At 57.4% G+C, this 20,714-nt stretch carries 21 protein-coding genes and 1 pseudogene; 13 read left to right on the plus strand and 9 right to left on the minus strand.

Features of this window, described 5'->3' with window-relative positions; all coding sequences use genetic code 11:
• Positions 1–66: 66 nt before the first annotated feature.
• Both DA718_RS24675 and DA718_RS24680 read right to left on the minus strand, forming a co-directional pair.
• Positions 67–1,512 carry a tagaturonate reductase gene (locus DA718_RS24675; RefSeq protein ID WP_112215102.1) on the minus strand — a complete coding sequence of 482 codons (1,446 nt, stop codon included), beginning with the start codon at positions 1,510–1,512 and terminating at the stop codon, positions 67–69.
• Between the two features lie 11 nt (positions 1,513–1,523).
• Positions 1,524–2,546 (minus strand): zinc-binding alcohol dehydrogenase family protein, encoded by a 1,023-nt coding sequence (locus DA718_RS24680; protein WP_112215103.1) that lies wholly within the window; start codon positions 2,544–2,546, stop codon positions 1,524–1,526.
• Between the two features lie 141 nt (positions 2,547–2,687).
• Between DA718_RS24680 and DA718_RS24685 the strand changes: the two genes are divergently transcribed.
• Positions 2,688–3,602, plus strand: coding sequence for a GntR family transcriptional regulator (locus tag DA718_RS24685; protein ID WP_112215104.1), 915 nt, complete (start codon positions 2,688–2,690; stop codon positions 3,600–3,602).
• A gap of 179 nt (positions 3,603–3,781) precedes the next feature.
• Positions 3,782–5,143 (plus strand): MFS transporter, encoded by a 1,362-nt coding sequence (locus DA718_RS24690; protein ID WP_112215105.1) that lies wholly within the window; start codon positions 3,782–3,784, stop codon positions 5,141–5,143.
• A 14-nt stretch (positions 5,144–5,157) separates the two neighbouring features.
• Here the strand turns inward: DA718_RS24690 and DA718_RS24695 are convergent, their stop codons facing one another.
• Complete coding sequence (locus tag DA718_RS24695) at positions 5,158–5,982, minus strand: GNAT family N-acetyltransferase (protein ID WP_112215106.1); 825 nt, start codon at positions 5,980–5,982, stop codon at positions 5,158–5,160.
• Between the two features lie 32 nt (positions 5,983–6,014).
• Here DA718_RS24695 and DA718_RS24700 point away from each other — a divergent pair, with 32 nt between their 5' ends.
• Complete coding sequence (locus tag DA718_RS24700) at positions 6,015–6,548, plus strand: GNAT family N-acetyltransferase (RefSeq protein WP_112215107.1); 534 nt, start codon at positions 6,015–6,017, stop codon at positions 6,546–6,548.
• A gap of 70 nt (positions 6,549–6,618) precedes the next feature.
• Positions 6,619–7,482, plus strand: a complete 864-nt coding sequence (locus DA718_RS24705; RefSeq protein ID WP_112215175.1) for a MurR/RpiR family transcriptional regulator — start codon at positions 6,619–6,621, stop codon at positions 7,480–7,482.
• Here the strand turns inward: DA718_RS24705 and DA718_RS24710 are convergent.
• From DA718_RS24710 to DA718_RS24730, 5 genes are all read right to left on the minus strand, one after another.
• Positions 7,479–8,078, minus strand: a complete 600-nt coding sequence (locus DA718_RS24710) for a 2-dehydro-3-deoxy-6-phosphogalactonate aldolase (RefSeq protein ID WP_112215108.1) — start codon at positions 8,076–8,078, stop codon at positions 7,479–7,481. The two genes, DA718_RS24705 and DA718_RS24710, sit on opposite strands and share 4 nt — an antisense overlap.
• Complete coding sequence (locus tag DA718_RS24715; protein ID WP_112215109.1) at positions 8,065–8,937, minus strand: 2-dehydro-3-deoxygalactonokinase; 873 nt, start codon at positions 8,935–8,937, stop codon at positions 8,065–8,067. Before DA718_RS24715 ends, DA718_RS24710 begins: the two co-directional genes overlap by 14 nt.
• Positions 8,934–10,421 (minus strand): sodium:solute symporter family protein, encoded by a 1,488-nt coding sequence (locus DA718_RS24720; protein WP_112215110.1) that lies wholly within the window; start codon positions 10,419–10,421, stop codon positions 8,934–8,936. The genes DA718_RS24715 and DA718_RS24720 overlap by 4 nt, the downstream gene beginning before the upstream one ends.
• A gap of 228 nt (positions 10,422–10,649) precedes the next feature.
• Positions 10,650–11,042 (minus strand): RidA family protein, encoded by a 393-nt coding sequence (locus tag DA718_RS24725; RefSeq protein ID WP_112215111.1) that lies wholly within the window; start codon positions 11,040–11,042, stop codon positions 10,650–10,652.
• Positions 11,043–11,052: 10 nt separating this feature from the next.
• Positions 11,053–12,492 (minus strand): N-acyl-D-amino-acid deacylase family protein, encoded by a 1,440-nt coding sequence (locus tag DA718_RS24730; protein ID WP_112215112.1) that lies wholly within the window; start codon positions 12,490–12,492, stop codon positions 11,053–11,055.
• 201 nt (positions 12,493–12,693) lie between these two features.
• On the opposite strand from DA718_RS24730, the gene DA718_RS24735 reads away from it, so the two are divergent.
• The gene (locus DA718_RS24735; protein WP_112215113.1) at positions 12,694–13,908 is read left to right on the plus strand and encodes an amino acid deaminase; all 1,215 of its coding nucleotides are present in this window, start codon (positions 12,694–12,696) and stop codon (positions 13,906–13,908) included.
• Between the two features lie 134 nt (positions 13,909–14,042).
• Here the strand turns inward: DA718_RS24735 and hpaR are convergent, their stop codons facing one another.
• Positions 14,043–14,483 carry a homoprotocatechuate degradation operon regulator HpaR gene (gene hpaR / locus DA718_RS24740; protein WP_112215114.1) on the minus strand — a complete coding sequence of 147 codons (441 nt, stop codon included), beginning with the start codon at positions 14,481–14,483 and terminating at the stop codon, positions 14,043–14,045.
• 154 nt (positions 14,484–14,637) lie between these two features.
• On the opposite strand from hpaR, the pseudogene DA718_RS31070 reads away from it, so the two are divergent.
• The 8 genes and pseudogenes from DA718_RS31070 to hpaI all read left to right on the plus strand — a co-directional run.
• Positions 14,638–14,712 (plus strand): annotated as a pseudogene (locus DA718_RS31070) (hypothetical protein); the annotation flags it as partial.
• Between the two features lie 58 nt (positions 14,713–14,770).
• A complete protein-coding gene (locus DA718_RS24745) occupies positions 14,771–15,403 on the plus strand; it encodes a fumarylacetoacetate hydrolase family protein (RefSeq protein WP_112215115.1) in 633 nt (210 codons plus the stop codon).
• Complete coding sequence (locus tag DA718_RS24750) at positions 15,400–16,164, plus strand: fumarylacetoacetate hydrolase family protein (RefSeq protein WP_112215116.1); 765 nt, start codon at positions 15,400–15,402, stop codon at positions 16,162–16,164. The genes DA718_RS24745 and DA718_RS24750 overlap by 4 nt, the downstream gene beginning before the upstream one ends.
• Positions 16,161–17,627 carry a 5-carboxymethyl-2-hydroxymuconate semialdehyde dehydrogenase gene (hpaE, locus tag DA718_RS24755; RefSeq protein ID WP_112215117.1) on the plus strand — a complete coding sequence of 489 codons (1,467 nt, stop codon included), beginning with the start codon at positions 16,161–16,163 and terminating at the stop codon, positions 17,625–17,627. Before DA718_RS24750 ends, hpaE begins: the two co-directional genes overlap by 4 nt.
• A gap of 1 nt (position 17,628) precedes the next feature.
• Positions 17,629–18,486, plus strand: coding sequence for a 3,4-dihydroxyphenylacetate 2,3-dioxygenase (gene hpaD / locus DA718_RS24760; RefSeq protein WP_112215118.1), 858 nt, complete (start codon positions 17,629–17,631; stop codon positions 18,484–18,486).
• Positions 18,487–18,498: 12 nt separating this feature from the next.
• Entirely contained in the window at positions 18,499–18,879 is a 381-nt protein-coding gene (locus DA718_RS24765; protein WP_112215119.1) for a 5-carboxymethyl-2-hydroxymuconate Delta-isomerase, read from the plus strand.
• A 140-nt stretch (positions 18,880–19,019) separates the two neighbouring features.
• Entirely contained in the window at positions 19,020–19,823 is an 804-nt protein-coding gene (hpaH, locus tag DA718_RS24770) for a 2-oxo-hept-4-ene-1,7-dioate hydratase (RefSeq protein ID WP_112215120.1), read from the plus strand.
• A 10-nt stretch (positions 19,824–19,833) separates the two neighbouring features.
• Complete coding sequence (hpaI, locus tag DA718_RS24775; RefSeq protein WP_112215121.1) at positions 19,834–20,625, plus strand: 4-hydroxy-2-oxoheptanedioate aldolase; 792 nt, start codon at positions 19,834–19,836, stop codon at positions 20,623–20,625.
• Positions 20,626–20,714 lie beyond the last annotated feature (89 nt).

Consider the following 20,714-nt stretch of genomic DNA (forward strand, 5'->3'; position numbering starts at 1 on the left):
TTTTTTGCGGTACAGAGCACAAAAAAAAACGGCGCCCAAATCCGCGGACGCCGCACAACAAACCGACTACAGCCGCGCCAGGGCCTCCCGCATCCCTGCGCTCAAAATCATCTCCAGATAGCGCGTAACTTGTTCGGTAAGTCCAGGGATTGCCGTCAGCTCCTCACCCCAGTGCGCTTTATCCTGCAAAACCTCCACGACCAGATCTTGCAGGGCACGACCGTTCGCCACCTGCGCCCAGCCTTCGGCAAAACGGGTCAACCAGACGTCATCATCCTGTAGCGGATACGTCTGCCCGTTACGCTGGCCGCGATAAAAGGCGATCAGCGCCGCCAAAGCGAACGTCAGGCGCGGCGGAATCGCGCCATGCTGGCGGATATTCGTCAGCAGCTGTGGCAGGATCCGGGTGCGGAATTTGGTCATCCCGTTCAGAGCGATGGAAAGCAGCTGATGGCGAATATACGGGTTGAGAAAACGCCCGGTCACAGCATCGGCAAACTGCCGTAGCTCATTGGCAGGCAAATCGAGCGCCGGAATAATCTCTTCGCCGATAGTTTGCTGCACATAATGGCGAATGGCTTCGTCCTGCATCGCTTCGCCAACGGTATCTACGCCACATAGCCACGCCACGGGAACCAGCGCGGTATGCGCGCCGTTGAGAATGGCGACTTTGCGCTCTTTGTAGGGCCGAATATCGTCGACAATACGGATATTTAGCGGACAGCGGTCAAGGCGCAGTTTCTTCGCCAGCGCCTGCGGGCCCTGAATCACAAACAGCCAGAAGTATTCGGCAGTATCAAGGAACGCATCGTGATAGCCCAGTTCCGCTTCCAGCTTTTGCGCTTCATCGCGCGGATAGCCGGTCACGATGCGGTCAACCAGCGTGGAACAGAAGGTATTGGCCGTTTCAATCCAGTCGCTAAAAGCCACAGGCAGTTGCCACTCTTGGGCATAGCGCAGCACCAGCGCCTTCAGCGCCTCGCCGTTATAATCAATCAGCTCGCAGGGAATAATCATCCAGCCCTTATCCGCTGCGCCGTCGAAATGGCGGAACCGTTCGAGCAGGAGCTGGGTCAGCTTCGCCGGGAAGCTCACCGGTGGCATATCATCGGGCCGATCTCCGGCATGGTAGCTAATGCCCGCTTCGGTGGTATTCGAAAATACGAACTCAATTTCCGGGTTACGGGCCAGCGCCAAATAACCGGCAAAATCCTGCCAGGGGTTGATCTCATTATTAACGGAGCGAATAACCCGCGCTTCACTCACCGCCTCGCCGCGCTCATCCAGCCCGCGGATCACCGTGGTATACAGCCCGTCCTGGGTATTGAGCGACGGCGGGAACTCGGTGTTGATCGGGCGAACGATGGTCACCCCGGCTGCCAGATCGGTTTGCTCGTTCAGCAGATCCAGCTGCCAGTCGATGAACGCCCGCAGGAAATTGCCCTCGCCGAACTGGATCACCCGCGTCGGATACTGACCCCCCGGAAACTCTTTTCTGTTTAACGTTTTCATGGCCTTCCCTGCTAAAAATGAATGACGCCTTTGATCAGCTGACGATTGTTAATCACTTCGCTTTCATAGATTTCAGCCAACGATTTGAAATCGTAACGGTGGGTCAGCATCATCCTGGCGGTCACTTTCCCCTCAGCCATCAGCCGCCCGACTTTGGCAAAATCCTCTTCCGTCGCATTGCGACTGCCCATCATGGTTGTCTCTTTCTTATGAAACTCCGGGTCCGAGAACTGCAGTTCGCCTTTAAACAGGCCGACGAAAATAATGCTGCCGCCGTGACGGATTAAATTCACCGTGTTGTTCATCGCATGCTGATTTCCCGTCGCGTCGATCACTTTTTGCGCCAAAGAACCGCCAAACGTCTCACACAACTGGTCGATAAACTGCGGATCGGAAGGGTCGAGTGTGGTCAGGCCAAGATGCTGCGCCACATGATCGCGCCGCGCCGGGCTGGTATCCGCTACCACGACCTGCGCCCCATCGGCTTTGGCGATTGCCGCCGCGCCCAGGCCAATCGGTCCCGCGCCGACCACCAGCACCTGCTCTCCCGGCTGGATATTTGCGCGACGCACCGCGTGGGCGCTAATGGCGAACGGCTCAATCAGCGCCACCGCCTCAGGATCGACGTCATCCACCACCAACAAATTCTTCACCGGCACGCTGAGATACTCGCTAAATCCGCCGTCGCGATGCACGCCGATGACCGAAATCTTCTCACAGCAGTTTGTCCGCCCGCTCAGGCAGGCCGGACACTGACGACAGGCCACGTAAGGAATAACCGCAACCTGCTGGCCGCTCTTCAGATTAAGAATATTTTTACCGAGACCAATAATCTCGCCACATATTTCATGGCCGAGTACTCGCGGGTAGCTAAAAAAAGGTTGATTACCGCCCCATGCATGAATATCTGTCCCACAAATCCCCACCGCCTTTATTTTAATCAGAACTTCATCATCGCCAGGAATAGGTATCTGGCGTTTTTCCCAGCTAAGTTTTTTGGGTTCCTGACACACTAATGCATTCATCGACGTCATAATTATTGCCTCCGTATTTGTTGGCTTAGATATCGATGAAAAAAACAATCCAGGATAAAGTCATTGCCAAAATTGTGAAACCTCGCGCACAAAACCGTTTTAAATCCGGTTTTAATATCTAAAAAAACAGGGAGTCTATGTATGAGCCGTTCACAAAACCTTCGTCATAACGTGATTAACCAGGTCATTAACGATATGGCGCGCGGCTTTATCCCCTCGCCGCTGCCTTCGCAAAGCGCGCTGGCGGAGATGTACAACATCAGCCGCACCACCGTGCGCCATATCCTCAGCCACTTATGCGAGCGCGGCGTGCTGAGCCAGGTCAATCAGGATTACCTGATCCTCCGCCTGCCCGAAGTGCAGGACGGCTTCGATGGTTCCAGCGCCTCACTCGCCGAACAGAACCGCCTCTTCGAGCAGGCATTTTTCACCATGATCAATCAGCGCCAGCTGCGCGCCGGAGAGATGTTTTCCGAGCTACAGCTGGCGCGGGCCGCGGGCGTCAGCCCGGTGGTGGTCAGAGAGTTTTTGTTGAAATTCAGCCGCTACAACCTGATTGAAAGCGAAAAGCGCGGCCAGTGGAATATGAAGAAGTTTGAGCAATCCTGGGCGGAACAGCTGTTCGAGCTGCGCGAAATGCTGGAAACCCACGCGCTCCAGCACTTCCTCAACCTGCCGGATAACGATGCCCGCTGGCTACAGGCGAAAACCCTACTTGAGCGCCATCGGGCGCTGCGGGACAGCATCGGCGACAGCTTTCGCATGTTCTCACAGCTCGATCGAGATTTTCACACGCTACTGCTTTCCGCTGCTGACAATATATTTTTTAATCAATCACTTGAAATCATTTCCGTTATCTTCCACTTCCACTACCAGTGGGATGAGAGCGATCTTAAGCAGCGCAATATCATCGCCATTGATGAACATATGACTATCCTGAGCGCGCTCATCTGCCGCAGTGACCTGGACGCCAATCTGGCGCTACGTAACCACCTGAACTCCGCGAAACAATCAATGATTAACTCCCTTAAGCAGAATGAGTCTCTGCTTTATTAAGTACCGATTAAAAACAGAAAATGATTATCAGCAGCACAAATCTAAAAACGTAATCCAGCGCGATAAAAAAGGTTATTTATGCTGAAAACAAGTCGACTTACTTTACTGTGAAATATGTGGGTGGTGTTTAAACCATTCGATGTCACTTGTCGTTCAAATAGAATAGCCAGGAGTCAGGCGTGGAACAAAGAAATATAACCATCGACCCGCAGACAACCTTTGAAAAAGGGAAAGCGGAGACGATTTCAGTTCCGTTAGATAATACATTACAGCGTAGCGCTCGGATTAAAAAAATTCAAACCACGGCAATGATCCTGCTATTTCTGGCGGCGGTCATTAACTACCTCGACAGAAGTTCATTATCCGTCGCTAACTTAACCATCCGCGAGGAGTTAGGGCTCAGCGCCACCGAAATCGGCGCGCTGCTGTCGGTTTTCTCACTGGCCTACGGTATCGCACAGCTCCCCTGCGGGCCGCTGCTGGACCGCAAAGGTCCACGCATCATGCTGGGGCTGGGGATGTTTTTCTGGTCGCTGTTTCAGGCGGTCTCGGGGATGGTGCACAGTTTTACCCAGTTCGTCCTGGTGCGCATCGGCATGGGTATCGGCGAAGCGCCGATGAACCCTTGCGGCGTCAAGGTGATCAACGACTGGTTTAACATTAAAGAGCGCGGCCGTCCGATGGGCTTCTTTAACGCCGCCTCAACCATTGGCGTCGCCATCAGCCCGCCGATCCTTGCCGCGATGATGCTCGTAATGGGCTGGCGCGGGATGTTTATTACCATCGGTGTGCTGGGGATTTTCGTCGCTATCGGCTGGTATATGCTCTATCGCAACCGGGAAGATATCAAGCTCACCGCCGATGAGCAGGCCTACCTGAATGCCGGAAGCGTCAACGTTCGCCGTGACCCACTAAGCTTTGCCGAATGGCGCAGCCTGTTCAAAAACAAGACCATGTGGGGAATGATGCTCGGCTTCAGCGGCATCAACTATACCGCGTGGCTGTATCTGGCCTGGCTGCCGGGCTATCTGCAAACGGCGTATAACCTCGATCTGAAAAGTACCGGATTTATGGCCGCCATCCCGTTCCTGTTCGGTGCCGCAGGCATGTTAATTAACGGCTACGTCACCGACTGGCTGGTCAGAGGCGGTATGGCGCCAATTAAGAGCCGCAAAATTTGCATCATTGCCGGTATGTTCTGCTCTGCGGCCTTTACCCTTGTTGTACCGCAGGCGACCACCTCAATCGTCGCGGTGCTGTTAATCGGTATGGCGTTGTTCTGTATTCACTTTGCCGGAACCTCCTGCTGGGGGTTGATTCACGTCGCGGTAGCTTCACGAATGACCGCTTCCGTCGGCAGCATCCAGAACTTCGCCAGCTTTATCTGCGCATCATTCGCGCCGGTAGTGACCGGGTTTATCGTCGATACCACCCACTCATTCCAGCTGGCGCTGATTATCTGCGGCTGCGTCACCGCCCTCGGCGCGCTGGCCTATATTTTCCTGGTTCGCCAGCCGATTAGCGACCCGCGTAACGGCTAAACCTTACCGCCCTGTTACGGCAGGGCGTTAAATTCCACGCTCATCTCATACTGCTTTAAGGCCAACGGCGCATAGCCTGCGGCTTTAAACAGCGGAGTAAAGGTTTCCGGGATGGTCACCGACGTGCCGAGCCCCGGAAACTGGCGGGCAAGAGCAATCAGCATTTCCCGTCCCAGCCCGCGCCCGCGGGCGGCGGGTTCAACCCATAAAAACTGGAGCTGCGGCCTGCTGGTTAACGTCGCCAGTACGGCAAAGGCCTGCTGATTGAGGGTGAACGCCCGGCATGGCAGGGTGCTGAAAGTGAGCGGGTCCATCAGCCACGGCAGCTGGCCGTTGACCTCGGCACCGGCCCTGCGCGTCAGGGCCAGCACATCATAATCTTGCAATATGGATGGCTCATCGCTTCCGGCCTGTGAACTTAAATAGCCGCACAGCCCGTGTCGTACCTCGAAACCCAGCGATTGATACAGCGCCATCGCTGCGTGATTTTCGCGGATCACCTCCAGCCACATCCGCCGCACCCCCTGCTCCTGCAAAAAGGCAATCAGCGGCGTCATTAACCGACGCCCAAGCCCTTTACCGCGATACCCGGACCGCATGCCGAAAGCCGCTAGCCGAGCTTCATCGCCGCGTCGGGCAACGACGGCCATCGCTGCGGGTACATCGCCATCCAGCCAGACGCGTGAGTCCAATAGGCTCAGCCCTTCGGCGCTGAAGCGCTGGACAAAAACTTCCACCGAAAGCACGACGGGAACCAGGTAATCCTCAAAACAGTCGCTAAGGATAGTCGCCAGTTGCTCAATACTGAACTGGGTAGCCGAAACGGCGGTAAGCTCCATACATTTCTCCCGGAGGCTGCTATGCTGAGGTGATGAAAACTACCACTATAACCGCCGCCACCACATTACGCCTGACTCAGGAGAGCGATATCCCTCTCCTGCCCGCTATTGAGCGCTCTGCCGCCCAGGCTTTTCGCCAAATCCCAGCGCTGGCCTGGCTGGCGCAAAGCGAAGTGATAAGCGCCGATCACCATCGACTGTTTCTCGAAACGGACCACAGCCTGTTGGCCGTAGCCGATGAACAACCGATAGGCTTTCTGCTCACCGAACCGCTGGATGATGCGCTGTTTATCGTCGAAATTGCCGTCCATCAGGCGTGGCAAGGGCGAGGCATTGGCCGCATGATGCTGGAGCAGGTGATTGAGAATGCCCGAAGAGCGGCATATCCGGCGGTCACGCTCACCACCTTTCGCGAAGTGCCGTGGAATGCGCCGTTTTATACCCGTCTGGGCTTTTCGATACTGGACGAGTTGACGCTGCCGTCGGGACTGGCGGCAAAAAGGGAGCTGGAAACAGAACATGGCCTGCCAGCGGAAACGCGCTGCACCATGCGCCTTGCGCTGTGACCTCTGGCGCTGCTTTCATCGTCTGAATATGGTACAAAGTATCATTCAAAACTTACCCGCTGATACCCGTATGTCCTGGTCAATCGATATCATTTCCTGCATTACCGATCGCTTTGTTGAACTGACGGCGACCGAAAAGCGCATCGCGCAGTTTATTCTCGATGATGTCGCGGCGGCAGCGGAACTGCCTATCGCCGAGATGGCGCGGCTGACCAACACCAGCCAGGCCTCGGTCACACGCTTTGCGCGGGCGCTGGGCTGCAAAGATGTTCGCGAACTGAAGATGAAGCTGGCGCAATCTCTGGCGGTCGGGCAGCGCTTTATTCTCGATGTCCCGGACCTCGAAGGCGTGCAGGGGATCTATGAGTCGATCATCGGCGTGCTGGAAACCAACCGCCGGGCGCTGGATATCGAGGCGCTGAAGCGCGCAGTTAGCTGGCTGAGCGATGCGCGACAGATTCTGGCCCTCGGCATGGGCGGCGGCTCCACCATCTGTGCCCAGGAGATTCAGTATCGTCTGTTTCGCCTTGGCCTGCCGGTAGTCAGCCAGAACGACGGCCTGCTGGTGCGCATGATGAGCTCGGCGGTGACGCCAAAGGATGTGGTTATCGTGCTGTCATTAGGCGGCTATACCCAGGAAATTATTGAAAGCGCGGCGATTGCCAGCCAGTACAGTGCGAAGGTGATCGCGATTACCCCTGCCGGAACGCCGCTGGCGGAGCAGGCAGATCTGGTGCTACCGCTGCTGGTGCGCGAAAACGACTATATCTTCAAGCCCAGCACCTCACGCTATGCGATGCTGGCGATGGTTGATGTGCTGGCCACCGAACTGGCGATGGCCAACAAAACCCAGGCAAAAGGCCGACTGCGGCGTATTAAGCTGGCGCTCGACAGCCACCGCGGCGGCGTCGACCGTCAGCCGCTGGGCGATTAGCCTTTACTTGCGGAGATAAACCTCCCTGCCTGCTGGCGGGTGCGTTCCACCATTTGTCCGGCGCGATAAAGATCGCTGCCCAATCCGGCTCCGGCACACCCGGCCTGCACCCAGGTCGTCAGATTCTCCGGCGTCACGCCGCCTACCGCCAGCACCGGCACTTCCGGCGGCAGCACCGCTTTCAGCGCGCGAATATAGTCCGGGCCAAAAGCGGAAGAGGGGAAAATCTTCAGCCACTGCGCCCCGGCATCCAGCGCGCTAAACGCCTCCGTCGCCGTTGCGCACCCGGCGCAGACCAGCATCCCGCGAGCCACCGCCTGGCGGATAACCGCAGGCTGGGTATTCGGCGTGACAATAAGCTTCGCCCCGGCGTCGGCGAGAAAATCGACCTGCTCAACCTTCAGTACCGTTCCCGCACCAATCACCGCCTGCTCGCCAAACTGCGCCACCATCTGCGCAATACTCTGCTGCCAGTTCGGTGAATTGAGCGGGATTTCAATATAGCGAAACCCTGCGCCGATCAGCGTATCAATATGCTCTGCCGCTTCTGCGGGGCGAATGCCGCGCAAAATCGCCACCAGTTTAAGCTTGTCCATTCATTATCCTCGCCATGCCGCTCAGCAATGCCTCATCGCCGCTACAGCTGTTGACCGTCATCCCGCACGCCATCATCACCCGACGATAGCGGGCATTTAGCGCCGGGTCCCCCACCAGGGTGACGGTTGATGCTCGGTAACGCTGACCCAGAATTGCGACCTCAGCGCCAATCAGCAGCCCGGAGAGGTAGTCGCTGACCGATGTCGCCGCCAGCGCCCCCAAAACCCGCGCCGCTCTGGCAACAAACAGTTCGCTAATTAACGAGGGCTGCGCCAGCCCCTTTTCCAGTCCAAGTTCAAAAGCGGCGTCGTCCGGCAACTGGGCCGTAAGCCCCTTGCCGAGCAGCGATTGCGTCATCAGCAGATGATGCAACTCGCCGGTCATCGCGGTAGCAAAGTGGCGCACCACGCCGCGCTCTGCTTGCACCCATTTACAGTGGGTGCCCGGCATCACGTAGCACTCCGCCGGGGCCAGTTGCCACGCGCCCAGCAGCTGAGTCTCTTCCCCGCGCATCACGTTGTACTCCCCGGCCTGTTCAATCTTGAGGCCGGGAATAATCCACACGCCTTCGGCAACGGCAAACAACTGTTGCCCTGGGGCATCAATCGCCGCCGGACAAGGCAAGTACGGCACCGATTGCCAGCCCGCGTCGCTGCCGATCATCCCAGCCATCAGTACCGGAAGCTTCTCCGGGCCGCGCCAGGGAGCCAGGTGTTGCTGGAATACCTCCTCAGGCAACTGACCGTTGAGGCGAGTCACGCCCAGCGGCAGCTGCTTCGTCTCGACGCACTGGCCGTTGCGAATCAACCAGCCGCGCAGCTGGGTGGAGCCCCAGTCGACGGCAATGTAATCATTCATTGCGCCTCTCCTGAAGTCTGAACCGCAGCCGTCTTCACCGGAATAGCCTGGCCTTCCCGCTCCTGGGTAATCATTTCCAGCGCTTGCTGACGGCTGATTTTGCTCGCTGGCGTCATCAGGGTCACAAACACGGAGGAGATAAGGCTACCGAGAACCGAGGGAATGCACGGATTTCCCCAATACGCCAGCCAGTCAGCCTTAACCAGAATGACTATCGAAACCAGCATGCCGCTGAGCAGCGCCGTTAGCGCCCCCTGCCAGTTAAACCGCAGCCAGAAGTGACCAAGAATCGAGCAGACGAACAGGCCGGACATCAGCATTGAGATCATTTTGGTGATATAGCTGATGATATCGTTGGACGTCAGGGCGAAGATCATCGCCAGGCCAATAACGAACGCCAGCATCCAGCGCGACAGCATAATAGCTTTATCTGCCGGGGGCATTTTCCCGGTCGCCAGGGTATAGACATCGCGCATCATGATGGCGACGGCGGCTATCGCATCGGAACTCGCCGACGACATGGTGGCGGAAAGACCCGCAATCAGCACCACCAGCCCCAGAATCGCCGGTAAAAAGCTGGTAGCGAACAGGAAGGCGTAGTTACTGTTGGCCAGATGCGGGTTCATCGTCCATGCCGCCATGCCAATAATCGCCGGCAGCACAGAGAAAAACAGGTACAGCACGCCGGTATAAACAAACGAGCGTCGCACCGAAGAGACATCTTTACCCGAGTAGATTCGTTGACGATAGGATGGCGTCGCCAGCACCCCGACGCAAATCACCATTGCCAGCGATAAGGCCGGAATAGTGCCCAGCTTATCAATCGCAAACAGACTCATAGCCTTCGGGTCCATGGCCTGGACAATCGCGTCCCAGCCGCCCACGTGCACCACGGCCAGAATCGCCATCAGAATAAAGCCGAAGAACAGAATTAATGCCTGAATGGTATCCGTCCATACCACCGCAGAATAACCGCCGATAATCACATAAATCGCGAAAGCTAATGAAATAATCACCTTCGCCAGCGTCAGGTTTATCCCCGTCGCCCATGACAAATACATACTGCCGCCAAGAATATGCGCCCCGAGCCAGCCAATTGAGGCAATAAATATCATGATCCCAACGATATTTTTAATTAAATGGCTGCCCCCGGTATAATAAGAAAGCTCCTCGCTCATGGTCATAAAGCGGAGTTTACGTACCGGCGCAAACAGCCAGGCCACCAGTAAAATACCGATTGCCCCACCTACGCCATACAGCATCCCGGCCCAGCCGTTGCTATAGCCGAAGCCTACCGCGCCCATGCTTGAGCCGGTACCCACCATGGTCGCCACGGTCGATCCCAGGGTCAGAAACAGCGGTAAGGAACGACCGCCCAGTAAAAAATCATCACCGCTTTTTTGATTACGCGAAACATACCAGCCAAGCCAAATCATCGCCAACGCGTAAATAATAAAGCCGACTAAAAAGATATGACTATTCATCGTTCACATCCTGCCAGTTAGGGTTATATACCCGTCATACTTCAAGCTGCAGGTGCGTTAGCTTTCCTCGCTCACCCCAGTCACTTACTAGAGTAAGCTCCTGGGGATTTGTTGCGTCGCTGCCTTTCTGCAACTCGAATTATTTAGGGTATAAAAGGTAAGAGGTTACGGAGCGCTGAATTATTTCAGCGCTCAAAAATCCTGTTTATATTTCTGATTAATACAATTTTATACGCGCGCCGCGTTATAACAGGTCACATCTACTTCGACTTTGCAATCCACCACCAGATCCGCCACGCAGCAGATGCGGGCTGGCGGGTTGTCGCCAAAGAACTCGCGGAACACTTTGTTGAAGGACTGGAAATAGCGCGAATCGGTGAGGATCACTTTGACGTGTACGACGTCGGCGAGGGTATAGCCCGCTTCGGTCATGATATCCACACAGTTTTGAATCGCCAGGCGCGACTGGTCGACAATCCCCCCTTCCACTACTTCGCCGTCTTTCATCGGCGTCTGACCGGAGACGTACAGCCAGCCCCCCGCTTCCACCGCGCGGGCGAACGGCAGATGCTGTCCGCCGGTGCCGGTGCCGCCTTCCACACCATAACGTTTAATACTCATCTTTCACTCCTTAGTTCATTCGGCGACGCAGGAAACGTCCTGCGCGCCCGGTAATCTTTTTATCGCTGCCGTAGCTCATTACGCCGTTGACCATCACCGCGTCTATGCCGTCCGCCGGTTGTTTCGGGTCGGAGAAGCTGGCGACATCGCGCACCGTTTGCGGGTCAAACAGCACCAGATCGGCGAAGTAGCCCACTTTCACCAGCCCACGATCCACAAGCTGAAAGCGTGCCGCCGAGAGTCCGGTCATTTTGTGAATGGCGGTAGTCAGCGGAAACAGCTGTTCATCGCGACTGTAGTGGCCCAGTACCCGAGGGAAAGCCCCCCACAGCCGTGGATGCGGCATCGGGTCGTTCGGCAGGCCATCGGAGCCGATCATGGTGACCGGATAACGCAGCACCCGCCGCACGTCCTGCTCGTCCATGTTGTAATAGATTGCACCTGCGGGCATTAGCCGCGCCGCCGCATCATGGAGGCTCACCTGCCAGCCATCGGCAATTTGCTTGAGGGTTTTACCGGCCTGTTCTGGCTGCGCTTCCGACCAGGTGATAACGATGTCGAACTCATCGGTCACCTGCTTCATATCCAGCGTCGACGAACTGGCGGAATAGGGGTAGCAGTCACAGGCAATCTCCTGGCGCTGGCGCATCTCATCGAAGAAAGCCAGCGTCTCCTTAGTGCGACCCCAGTTTTTCGCCCCGGCGCACTTGTGGTGTGAAACCACCACCGGCACGTTACCGTGGCGACCAATGCGAAATGCTTCATCGAGCGCTTCCAGAATCGGTTCAAACTCCGAACGCAGGTGGGTGGTGTAAATACCCTTCTCCGCCGCCAGCTCTTCCGCCAGCGCCATCACCTCCTCAGTGGTGGACTGGAATGCGCTGGCGTAGGCCAGACCGGTACTCAGCCCCAACGCCCCCTCACGCAGTGCATCGCGCAGTTGAACACGCATCCCGGCGATTTCGCTTTCCGTCGCCGGGCGAAACAAATCATCCATATGATTGTTGCGCAGCGCGGTATGGCCAATCAGCGTGCCGACGTTCAGTGACGGCTTCGCCGCCTCCACCGCGTGGGCGTAAGCCTCAACGGTGGGATAAATAAATTGCTCCTGCTCGCCCAGCAGGTTCATCGGGTCCGGCACGCCGTCGCGCATGGTTGCCGTCGCCGCGCTGATCCCGCAGTTGCCAACGATCACCGTCGTCACCCCCTGGCTCAGCTTGGGCAAATACTCCGGCATACGGATGACGTTGATATCGTCATGGGTATGCACATCGATAAACCCAGGGGCCAGCACGCGCCCCAGCCCCTCAACCACCTGCTCCGCCGCCAGATTCAACGCCGGGGCCATATCCACAATCCGATCGCCCTTCACCGCTACGTCACCACGAAACTGCGGCCCGCCGCTGCCGTCGATGACGGTGACGTTTTTGAAAAGCCAGTTAACTTTCATCGCAATTACTCCCTTTCAACTCTGCCGACAAGTTAACCATTTACAAGGCGGAAAAACAGTGGAAAACTACGCAAAAACCAGATCAATTTATGATACTTTTATTCATTAAATATAAAGAACACACGTTAAATACATATTTATCAATCAATTAAAATTGATACTCAACTTTTATCCGAACATAAACCCTGAAAGGATAGTGTTATGAAATACCATTCCGATACGCTTGTCCCGCACAAAGCCGCCGTAATGTCCGTCCCGGCAAATCTGCTGGCAGAGGATATCTGCCTCCCCGCCGCGCTGCTGAAAAAAACGGCGCTGGAAAATAACATCGCCTGGATGCAGCGCTACGCCGATGCGCGCGGCGTCTCGCTGGCACCGCACGGTAAAACGACGATGACGCCGTGGATTTTTCAGGCGCAGCAGCAGGCGGGCGCATGGGGGATCGGCGTGGGTAGCGCCTGGCAAGCCAGCGCGGCGATGGCCAGCGGCGTGCTGCGCGTTTTGATGGTCAACCAGCTGGTCGGCAAGGCCAATATGCAGGTGGTATCGCGCCTGAAAGCGCATTATCGGGCGACTGATTTTATCTGCTGCGTGGATAGCCTTGCCAATGCCCGCACGCTGTCGGCGTTTTTCAGCGAGCGACAGCAAACGCTGGATGTGCTGATTGAGTTGGGCGTGCAGGGCGGGCGCTGCGGCTGTCGCAGCGTTGAGGACGCGCTGGCGCTGGCACAGGCGGTGACGGAACTGCCGGGCCTGAAGCTGCGCGGTCTTGAGCTGTATGAAGGGGTTTTGCACGGCGACGATCCGCAGCCGCAGGTTGAAACCCTGCTGCGCCAGGCCGCCGAACTGGCCTGTCGAATGGAGCCGCTGGTTGAGGGCGAGTTTGTGCTGACCGGCGCCGGTACCGTTTGGTACGACGTGGTGTGTAACATCTGGCTGGCGGCGGAGAAACCGGCGAACTGCCGGATCGTTATCCGCCCCGGCTGCTATATCACCCACGACCGGGGGATCTACGATATCGCGCAGCAGGAGCTGGTGGCGCGGGATCCGATCGCCTGCGATCTGGGCGGCGACTTAACCTCGGCGCTGGAGCTGATGGCGATGGTCCAGTCGGTGCCGGAAGCGGATCGCGCGGTGGTTAACTTCGGCAAGCGCGACTGCGCCTTCGACGCCGGACTGCCGCAGCCCATCGCCCTCTATCGTCACGGTGCGCAGCTATCCGCTGAGGGGATCGCGAGCGTGGGGATTATGGATCAGCACTGCATGCTGCACCTTGCACCGGGCAGCGACGTGCAGGTCGGCGATATTCTGGTGTTTGGTACCTCGCACCCGTGCCTGACGTTTGATAAATGGAAAGCGCTGCTGCTGGTGGATGACCAATACAACGTGTTGGAAGAGCTGGATACGCTGTTCTAAATAGTGCCTTTCCCGGAGGCGGCGCGCTGCACCTGTCCGGGCTACCAGTCCGTAGACGGCTGTGAACCGTAGCCCGGACAGGTGCGCCAGCACCGCCTCCGGGGATTTTCACGTTTTCACGGCTCCGGGCCATCTTACGACTCCTCTTCCTCTCCTCTTACCCCGTTACCCAGCGCGATAAACTCCTCCAACAGCGCGGTGAGCTGCTGCATTTTCTCCGCGGTAAACTCAGATTCAATCAAGCGATAGGCCTCTTCCACCTGGGCCTGGGCGCTTTCATACAGCTTCAACCCCGCAGGCGTCAGCGAAACATATAGCTTGCGCTGGTCGCTGACCGGCTTTAGGCGCAACACCAAACCGTCTCGCTCCATGCGGGTGAGAATACCGGTCAGGCTCGGGCGTAAAATACAGGCACGAAAAGCCAGGTCGTGGAAATCCATCGACGGATTTTCGGCAAGAATGCGCACGATACGCCACTGCTGCTCGGTCAAATTGTGGCGTTTAACGATCGGCCTGAAATGGGCCATCGCCGCTTCCCGCGCCTGCAGCAACGCGATAGTTAATGAATCATGCATGACTGACCTCTGAACCACACTCTTCGTTTATTAATAAGTTAATAATTAGCGTTAATTGCCTCATAACGCAACCGGTTTCTGCCTCTGAAAAGTACCAGATGGTACAACAAAAAATAATTACTCATTGATTTATAAAAAATAAAAAATAAAAACTGTAAATATATTGTTAATCAGATCACAAAACATTCACTTCTGTTTGCCAAACGTTTCTGCAAAGCATAAAAGATGATCATTAACATATTAATGAAATCTCTTCGATTCCGAAATCAGCAGCAAAGGAGTGGTGAATGAAAGGTACCATCTTCGCCGTAGCGCTTAACCATCGCAGCCAGCTTGATGCCTGGCGCGAAGCGTTCCAACAGGCCCCCTATAAAACGCCGCCGAAGACCGCGGTCTGGTTTATCAAACCGCGCAATACCGTTATTGGCAACGGCGAGAACATCCCTTACCCACAGGGTGAAACCGTACAGAGCGGCGCGACCGTGGCGCTTGTCGTCGGCAAAACCGCACGCAAAGTGGCCGCAGAAGAAGCCGCTGCTTATATTGCTGGCTATGCGCTGGCTAACGACGTCAGCTTGCCGGAAGAGAGCTTCTATCGCCCGGCGATCAAAGCCAAATGCCGTGACGGCTTCTGTCCGCTTGGCGCACTCGCGCCGCTCGGCAATATCGATAACCTGACCATCATCACCGAAATCAACGGTCGCGAAGCGGACAGCTGGAACACCGCTGACCTCCAGCGCTCTGCCGCCGAGCTGCTGAGCGCCCTGAGCGAATTCGCCACGCTCAACCCCGGCGACGCCATTTTGATCGGCACCCCACACGCCCGCGTCACGCTGCAGCCCGGCGATCGCGTGCGCATTCTCGCCGAGGGTTTCCCGGCGCTGGAAAACCCGGTGGTTGCTGAAGGAGAGCTGGCATGAAACAGGCACGTATTGAATGGCAGGGACAGCAGCACGATGTTCAGGTTGATGAACGCGACCAGGTACAGTTGATCAACGGCAGGCTGCTAAACGAGGGCGAATTCCGCTGGCTGCCGCCCGCCGACGGCACGCTGTTCGCGCTGGGCCTGAACTACGCCGATCACGCCAGCGAGCTGGAATTTAAGCCACCCACCGAACCGCTAGTGTTTATCAAAGCGCCGAACACCTTTATCGGCCACCAGCAGGAATCGGTGCGCCCGGATAACGTTGAGTACATGCACTACGAAGCCGAACTGGTAGTGGTGATCGGCAAAACCGCGCGTAAAGTCGCCGAAGCCGACGCCATGGAGTACGTGGCCGGGTATACCGTCTGCAACGACTACGCCATCCGCGACTATCTGGAAAACTACTATCGCCCCAATCTGCGGGTGAAAAGCCGCGACACCCTGACGCCGATCGGTCCGTGGATCGTCGCGAAAGAGTCGATCCCGGACCCACACAACCTGGCGCTGCGCACATGGGTCAACGGCGAACTGCGCCAGCAGGGCACCACCGCCGATCTGATCTTCAGCATTCCATTCCTGATCGCTTATCTGAGCGAGTTTATGACCCTGCAACCGGGCGACATGATCGCCACCGGCACACCAAAAGGGCTGTCAGACGTGGTGCCGGGCGATGAAGTGATCGTCGAAGTGGAAGGCGTCGGCCGCCTGGTCAACCACATCATCAGCCAGCAAGCGTATGAGGAGAAGCTGTCATGAAAAAGATTAACCACTGGATCAACGGCAAAAACGTCGCCGGCACCGAGTATTTTCATACCACCAACCCGGCGACCGGCGAGGTTCTGGCGGAAGTCGCCTCCGGCGGCGAAGCCGAAGTCAACCAAGCGGTAGCGGCGGCGAAAGAGGCGTTCCCGAAATGGGCCAATCTGCCGATGAAAGAGCGTGCGCGTCTGATGCGTCGTCTGGGCTCTCTGATCGATCAGAACGTGCCGGAGATCGCCGCCATGGAGACCGCCGACACTGGCCTGCCGATCCACCAGACCAAAAACGTGCTGATCCCGCGCGCGTCGCATAACTTCGAATTTTTCGCCGAAGTGTGCCAGCAGATGAACGGCAAGACCTATCCCGTTGACGACAAGATGCTCAACTACACCCTCGTGCAGCCGGTCGGCGTGTGCGCGCTGGTATCGCCGTGGAACGTGCCGTTTATGACCGCCACCTGGAAGGTCGCGCCGTGCCTGGCGCTGGGTAATACCGCGGTGCTGAAAATGTCCGAGCTGTCGCCGCTGACCGCCGATCGCTTGGGCGAACTGGCGCTGGAGGCAGGCATTCCGCCGGGCGTACTGAACGTGGTTCAGGGCTACGGCGCGACGGCGGGTGATGCGCTGGTGCGCCACCACGACATCCGCGCGGTGTCGTTTACCGGCGGTACCGCCACCGGCCGCAACATCATGAAAAACGCCGGGCTGAAAAAGTACTCCATGGAACTCGGCGGCAAATCACCGGTGCTGATTTTTGAAGATGCCGATATCGAGCGCGCACTCGACGCCGCGCTGTTCACCATCTTCTCAATCAACGGCGAGCGCTGCACCGCCGGCTCGCGCATCTTTATTCAGCAGAGCATCTACCCCGAGTTCGTCAAACGCTTTGCCGAACGCGCGAACCGCCTGCGCGTCGGCGATCCGAATGACCCGAACACGCAGGTGGGTGCCCTGATCAGCCAGCAGCACTGGGAGAAGGTTTCCGGCTATATCCGCCTCGGCATTGAAGAAGGGGCGACCCTGCTGGCCGGCGGCCCGGACAAACCCACCGACCTGCCTGCGCATCTGAAAAGCGGCAACTTCCTGCGCCCGACGGTGCTGGCGGACGTCGACAACCGCATGCGTGTGGCGCAGGAAGAGATTTTTGGCCCGGTAGCCTGTCTGCTGCCGTTTAAAGACGAGGCGGAAGGTCTGCGCCTGGCCAACGATGTGGAATACGGCCTCGCCTCTTATATCTGGACCCAGGACGTCAGCAAAGTGCTGCGCCTGGCGCGCGGCATCGAAGCCGGAATGGTGTTCGTCAACACCCAGAACGTCCGCGACCTGCGTCAGCCGTTCGGCGGCGTGAAGGCCTCCGGTACCGGCCGCGAAGGTGGCGAATATAGCTTTGAAGTGTTCGCTGAAATGAAAAACGTCTGCATCTCGATGGGCGACCATCCGATCCCAAAATGGGGAGTCTGATATGGGAAAGTTAGCGTTAGCAGCAAAAACCACTCATGTACCGTCAATGTATCTTTCTGAGCTGCCGGGTAAAAATCATGGTTGCCGTCAGGGAGCCATTGATGGGCATAAGGAAATCAGCAAGCGCTGCCGCGAGCTGGGCGTCGATACGATTATCGTTTTCGATACTCACTGGCTGGTGAATAGCGCCTACCACATTAACTGTGCCGACCATTTTCAGGGTGTCTATACCAGCAACGAGCTGCCGCATTTTATCCGCGACATGACCTACGACTACGACGGTAACCCGGAGCTGGGTCAGCTTATCGCCGACGAAGCGGTCAAGCTGGGAGTGCGCGCCAAAGCGCACAACATCCCGAGTCTGAAGCTGGAGTACGGCACGCTGGTACCGATGCGCTACATGAACGCCGATAAGCATTTCAAAGTGGTGTCTATCTCGGCGTTCTGCACCGTTCACGATTTCGCCGACAGCCGCAAGCTGGGTGAAGCCATTCTTAAGGCTATCGACAAATATGACGGCACCGTGGCGGTTCTGGCCAGCGGCTCCCTGTCACATCGCTTTATCGACGATCAGCGTGCGGAAGAAGGCATGAACAGCTACACCCGCGAGTTCGACCATCAGATGGACGAGCGCGTCGTGAAGCTGTGGCGCGAGGGCAAATTCAAAGAGTTCTGCACCATGCTGCCGGAGTACGCCGACTACTGCTACGGCGAGGGCAACATGCACGACACGGTGATGCTGCTCGGCCTGCTCGGCTGGGACAAGTATGACGGCAAAGTTGAATTTATCACCGAACTGTTCGCCAGCTCCGGTACCGGCCAGGTCAACGCCGTCTTCCCGTTGCCCGAACACGCCTAAGGAGAACACAGAATGCCGCATTTTATCGCCGAATGTACCGACAACATCCGCGAACAGGCCGATTTACCGGGTCTGTTCAGCAAAGTGAACGAAGCGCTGGCGGCGACCGGCATCTTTCCCATCGGCGGCATTCGCAGTCGCGCCATCTGGCTGGATACCTGGCAGATGGCCGACGGCCAGCATGATTACGCCTTCGTGCATATGACGCTGAAGATCGGCTCCGGACGCAGTCAGGAGAGTCGTCAGGACGTGGGCGATATGCTGTTCGCGCTGATTAAAGCCCATTTCGCCGCGCTGATGGAGAGCCGTTATCTGGCGCTGTCGTTTGAAATCACCGAGCTGCACCCGACGCTGAATTACAAACAGAACAACGTGCACGCGCTGTTTAAATAGCACGCTCTTGCGCCCGGTGGCGCTGCGCTTACCGGGCCTACAAAACGATGCACGAAGCAACACCGAACCGTAGGCCGGGTAAGACGCGCCAGCGTCGCCACCCGGCGCAGCAGCACCGAATGACGTAACAGGAAGCAACTATGCTCGATAAACAGACCCATACGCTGATCGCCCAGCGGCTGAACCAGGCGGAAAAACAGCGCGAACAGATCCGCGCTATCTCGCTGGATCACCCGACGATCACCATCGAAGACGCCTACGCCGTACAGCGCGAATGGGTAAAAATGAAAATCGCCGAAGGGCGCGTGCTGAAAGGGCATAAAATCGGTCTGACCTCCAAAGCGATGCAGGCCAGTTCGCAAATCAGCGAACCCGATTACGGCGCGCTGCTGGATGACATGTTTTTCCACGATGGCGGCGATATTCCTACCGACCGCTTTATCGTTCCGCGCATTGAAGTCGAACTGGCCTTCGTGCTGGCCAAACCGCTGCGCGGCCCGAACTGCACCCTGTTCGACGTCTACAACGCGACCGACTACGTGATCCCGGCGCTGGAGCTTATCGACGCCCGCTGCCACAACATCGACCCGGAAACCCAGCGCCCGCGCAAGGTCTTCGACACCATCTCCGATAACGCCGCCAACGCCGGAGTGATCCTCGGCGGTCGGCCCATTAAACCCGACGAACTGGATCTGCGCTGGATCTCCGCCCTGCTCTATCGCAACGGCGTGATTGAAGAAACCGGTGTCGCCGCAGGGGTGCTCAATCACCCGGCCAACGGCGTGGCCTGGCTGGCAAACAAGCTCGCACCATACGACGTCCAGTTGGAAGCCGGACAGATTATTCTCGGCGGCTCCTTTACCCGCCCGGTTCCGGCGCGCAAAGGCGACACCTTCCACGTCGACTACGGCAACATGGGCGCAATTAGCTGTCGCTTTGTTTAAGGGGAATATGATGAATAACGCCTTTAAAGATGCCTTAAAAGCGGGTCGCCCACAGATTGGCCTGTGGCTGGGACTCACCAGCAGCTATAGCGCCGAGCTGCTGGCCGGAGCCGGATTCGACTGGCTGCTGATTGACGGCGAGCATGCGCCGAATAATGTGCAAACGGTACTGACCCAGCTCCAGGCGATCGCACCCTACCCCAGCCAGCCGGTGGTGCGTCCGTCGTGGAACGACCCGGTGCAGATTAAGCAACTGCTGGACGTTGGCGCACAAACCCTGCTGGTGCCAATGGTGCAGAACGCCGACGAAGCGCGGCTGGCGGTGAAGGCCACCCGTTATCCGCCCGCAGGCATTCGCGGCGTCGGCAGCGCCCTGGCCCGCGCCTCGCGCTGGAACCGCATCCCCGATTATACCCATCAGGCCAACGACGGGATGTGCGTGCTGGTGCAGATTGAAACTCGCGAAGCCCTAAAAAACCTGGCGCAAATTCTCGACGTTGAAGGCGTGGACGGCGTGTTTATCGGCCCGGCGGATCTTAGCGCCGACATGGGCTTTGGCGGCAATCCGCAACACCCGGAAGTACAGGCCACCATCGAACAGGCTATCGCGCAAATTCGCGCGGCGGGCAAAGCACCGGGGATCCTGATGGCCAATGAGCAGTTGGCGAAGCGTTATCTGGAACTTGGCGCGCTGTTTGTCGCCGTCGGCGTCGATACCACCCTACTGGCGCGTGGCGCTGAAGCACTGGCGGCGCGATTTGGGGCGGAAAAAAACGTGCAGGATTCGCCAAGCGTTTATTAACGCCGGGTGGCGCTGCGCTTACCCGGCCTACAGCAGCAGCAAACCATAGGCCCGGCGAGCGCAGCACCACCGGGCAACCCGCAGTACCC

The organism is Klebsiella huaxiensis (genome assembly GCF_003261575.2).
Lineage (GTDB): Bacteria > Pseudomonadota > Gammaproteobacteria > Enterobacterales > Enterobacteriaceae > Klebsiella > Klebsiella huaxiensis.